Origin of the sequence: Rhodococcus sp. T7 (assembly GCF_009872365.1) — a bacterium.
In the GTDB taxonomy this organism is placed as follows: Bacteria; Actinomycetota; Actinomycetes; order Mycobacteriales; family Mycobacteriaceae; genus Rhodococcus_F.
Genome location: NZ_WXYH01000177.1, coordinates 1 through 2,645, shown reverse-complemented (window position 1 = coordinate 2,645; position 2,645 = coordinate 1). Strand labels below are relative to the sequence as shown.

The window sequence follows — 2,645 nt, the reverse complement described above, 5'->3', positions numbered from 1 at the left end:
AGCATTCCCATGCCCTTGTTGCCCCACACTTCGGTGCCCTGGGCGTAGCTCTGCAGGATGGTCATGATCACGATTCCACGAGATCCGTAGTGCGAGTACAGCTTCGGCAGCTGAGTCCAGCGGACCACGTTGGCTGCTTCGTCCAAGGCGGCGAGCAACGGCACTGGTAGCCGCCCACCTTTCGACCGGGTGGCCAGTTCCTCCGCGGCCTCGCAGATCGCGACGGTCAGCGCGGTCACCAGCGGGCCGGCGGACCCGTTGCCCTCACGGGAGAGCAGGTAGATGGTGTCGGTCGAGCGGACGAACTCGCGGGGATCGAAATGCGGTATCCGTGGCCCCTGTCCGTCGGTCGACACCCACGGCCGGATGGACTGCATCTTCAAGCAGCGGATCATTTTCCGGGCCGTGCCGAAGACGCCGCCGCGCTGTTTCGCCGGAGCGTTGTACTGGCCGCTGAGTCCGGATGCGTGCAGGTCGTAGCCGTGTTTGCGGAGAATGTTGACCGGTTCGACGTTCGTCTCCTCGGTCACCCACGTGTACACCTGGGTGATCGGCATCTTCGCAGACGCCGCCGCCAGAAACAGAGCGGTGAGCAGGTCCTGGCCCTCCGGGTCGAAGAAGGAATCCTTCTTCGCGTCCAGGCCGTCGTCACCGGCAGCGAAGTGCGCGGCCAGGTCCGCGGCCCGGACCTCGTCGGTCACCCACGACAGCGGATCCCACCACCAGGTGTTCTGCCCGTCAGCGACCTTCTGCGGGTCGAAGATCCACACCTTCCCGCCCTTGGCTTCACGCGGGTCGCGGGTGGCATCGACCACGTCCCGCTTGTTCGAGGTGGTCAACACCGCACCGGGCGCCTCGAGGATCGCCGGAATCACCCGAGAACTGCTCTTTCCCGAGCGTGGACCCCAGATGTCGACGTGCATGTCCTCGTACTTGGCGTACAGGTTCTGCCCTGACAACAGGTGCTTGCCGATCGGAACCCCCGGTGCCGCATTCTCGGCGAGGACGACGCCCAACCGGTCCGACTCCGTTCGGCACTGCTTTTCGGTCAGCGATCCCACGTCCCGCAACCGGCCCATGTGCTTGGCCTTGTCGTCGACGCGGGTGCGCTTGCCACGGCTGCTGGCCAGGAGCACCAGGATCACGGCCGCCGCCGCCAGCACCAGCACCGTGTACACCGCGATGATCACCGTCGCGGCCGTCGACCACCCCAGATGTCCCTTCACCAGGTGGATCAGGACCACCACCGGGTTCGCAGACACCTCCTGATCGGTGCCGAAGCGCAGCGCCAGCATCACACCGCCACCGACCACTCCGACAACGGCTATGACCGCACCGATCAGATACAGCTCCCGGGCCGAGTTCACCGGATCCTTCACACCACGCTCACTCATCGCGCTCCCCCTCCCGAGTCCCGCATGTCAGGTTGAGGTCCAGCGGGGCCGCCTGGGCATGTAGTTCGCGGGCACGAGCGAAGACCGTGTCCACGTCGTTGCGGGCCCCGTCATAGAACTCGGCCAACCGCACCGCGGCGTCGCCCAACCCGAACCTGTCGAGGGTGAACACCGCTTCGACGTCGGCGCAATCGGCGAGCCACCCGCCGATGCGGGATCGGTGCTCCTGCCATGAGCGTGCGTCGATCGACGCGGCCAGCGCCATCAGGGCGAGCAGTCCCTCCGCCTGCTCGCCGTCCTCCGACCACGCTGTTACCGCGTTCGCATCGAGCGTCGCTGAACGTGTTGTCATCACTGCCCCTATGTCATTACCGCGAAAAACCGTCGACAGTGCCGTCATCCCTGCGCTCGCAGTGCGGTGCGGGTGCGCGACCACGACAGAATGCGACCGACGAGCTCCTCTGTGGGGCCGCCGCGGTCGAACCAGCCGCTGCGCGTGCCCATGATCAGCACGTGGCAGATCATCGCGGGCAGCAGAATCTGCGCCCACGCGGTCAGGGACGACAGCAGCGAGACACGGCCCGCATCGGCGGCCAGCCACGCGCACCCGAACAGCACCCCAGCGCCGAGAACCACCAGAGAGGCGAAGGCTTGCGGATATTCCGTACGCGCAGGGTTCACGCCGTTGCGGGCAAACGCCGCCGATACGACCAGTGCGGACACCGAAAGAACCGCCGTCATCATCATCAGCAACAGCACCCAGCCAGCGGTGCGGCCGCCTGCCCCGACTTCGATCGCCGCCGCATACACCGCTTTCGAGGCTTCGGCGAACGTGCTGACCGAGTGATCACCCCAGTTCTCCAAGTTCTGGGTGGCCACGTAATCGACGTCAGCGAACCGGGGCAGCCCCAAAATCCATGCTGCCCACACCGCTGTCATCGCGGCCATGATCAAAGGCTGCGACCACCGCAACACCGGACGGACCCCGAACGTCCACCCTGCGCTGACCCCGATAGCAACCGACATCATCGCTCTGCCGGTCTTGACGGTCAAAGAATCGCTCATTGCCTGCCTTCTTTCGGTTGAATACGGTTGTAGTGGTGCACCATTCGTGCCTAGCTGGGTTCGATCGGTTGGCATTGGGGCCGTCCTCGCATGCGTCGACGCGATGCCCCGGCGTCAGTGGACGGTCAGTGCGCTCACCCGCCACACCCCGAGACGGGTGGCTGTCATGTAGACCGCCAACGTGGA

3 protein-coding genes are annotated in these 2,645 nt (G+C 65.6%); all 3 read right to left on the bottom strand.

Annotated elements, in window-relative coordinates; genetic code table 11:
• On the bottom strand, positions 1–1,394 hold a 1,394-nt coding region (locus MLGJGCBP_RS18335; RefSeq protein ID WP_160097499.1), incomplete at its 3' end, for a type IV secretory system conjugative DNA transfer family protein.
• A complete protein-coding gene (locus MLGJGCBP_RS18330) occupies positions 1,387–1,746 on the bottom strand; it encodes a hypothetical protein (protein ID WP_160097498.1) in 360 nt (119 codons plus the stop codon). The genes MLGJGCBP_RS18335 and MLGJGCBP_RS18330, both read right to left, overlap by 8 nt.
• Before the next feature lie 44 nt (positions 1,747–1,790).
• Complete coding sequence (locus MLGJGCBP_RS18325) at positions 1,791–2,342, bottom strand: hypothetical protein (protein WP_160097497.1); 552 nt, start codon at positions 2,340–2,342, stop codon at positions 1,791–1,793.
• Positions 2,343–2,645 lie beyond the last annotated feature (303 nt).

Bases quoted from the DNA above. Each gene is read 5' to 3' on its own strand.
- MLGJGCBP_RS18330 (WP_160097498.1), bottom strand. From the start codon at position 1,746: ATGACAACACGTTCAGCGACGCTCGATGCGAACGCGGTAACAGCGTGG.
- MLGJGCBP_RS18325 (WP_160097497.1), bottom strand. From the start codon at position 2,342: ATGGCCGCGATGACAGCGGTGTGGGCAGCATGGATTTTGGGGCTGCCC.